Source organism: Catenovulum sp. 2E275 (assembly GCF_025515275.1).
Classification (GTDB): domain Bacteria; phylum Pseudomonadota; class Gammaproteobacteria; order Enterobacterales; family Alteromonadaceae; genus Catenovulum.
Genome location: NZ_JAOPFU010000139.1, coordinates 1 through 383 on the forward strand (window position 1 = coordinate 1; position 383 = coordinate 383).

General features: G+C 39.9%; 1 protein-coding gene. It reads right to left on the reverse strand.

Going from position 1 to position 383, the window contains the following annotated elements; translation table 11 throughout:
- Window positions 1-362, reverse strand: a 362-nt coding sequence (locus N7931_RS19425; protein ID WP_262795992.1) for a transposase, incomplete at its 3' end; no start/stop codon positions are given.
- Window positions 363-383 lie beyond the last annotated feature (21 nt).

A 383-nucleotide genomic window follows, 5' to 3' on the forward strand; every position in this document is an offset into this window, starting at 1 on the left:
AACAGGTGTTCTATTTCAATCTGGCGCCCGGATACAAACGCCGCTATCGTTGTAAAGTGTGGCACGCTGTCACAACTGAGCGCTTTAAAAATAATGTTAGTTTCGCAGCACCACTGAATTTCACGGCTTGATGTGATGCCTTTAGAATAGGCGAATAAAATGATTTTTAACAAAACGGCCGGATCATAAGCCGGGCGGCCATTGTCATCATTTTTATATTTGGGGTAAAACACACTTAAATCCAATTTGTGTTCAATTAGATAATGAATGGCATGTTCAAATGTGCCAGCTTGCAATTGGTCTTGATAGTTAATGATGACCATGCTGGTTTGGTTGTAGTTGGCTGGAATAAACTTAGGCAAAATCAATCTCCTATGAAGATT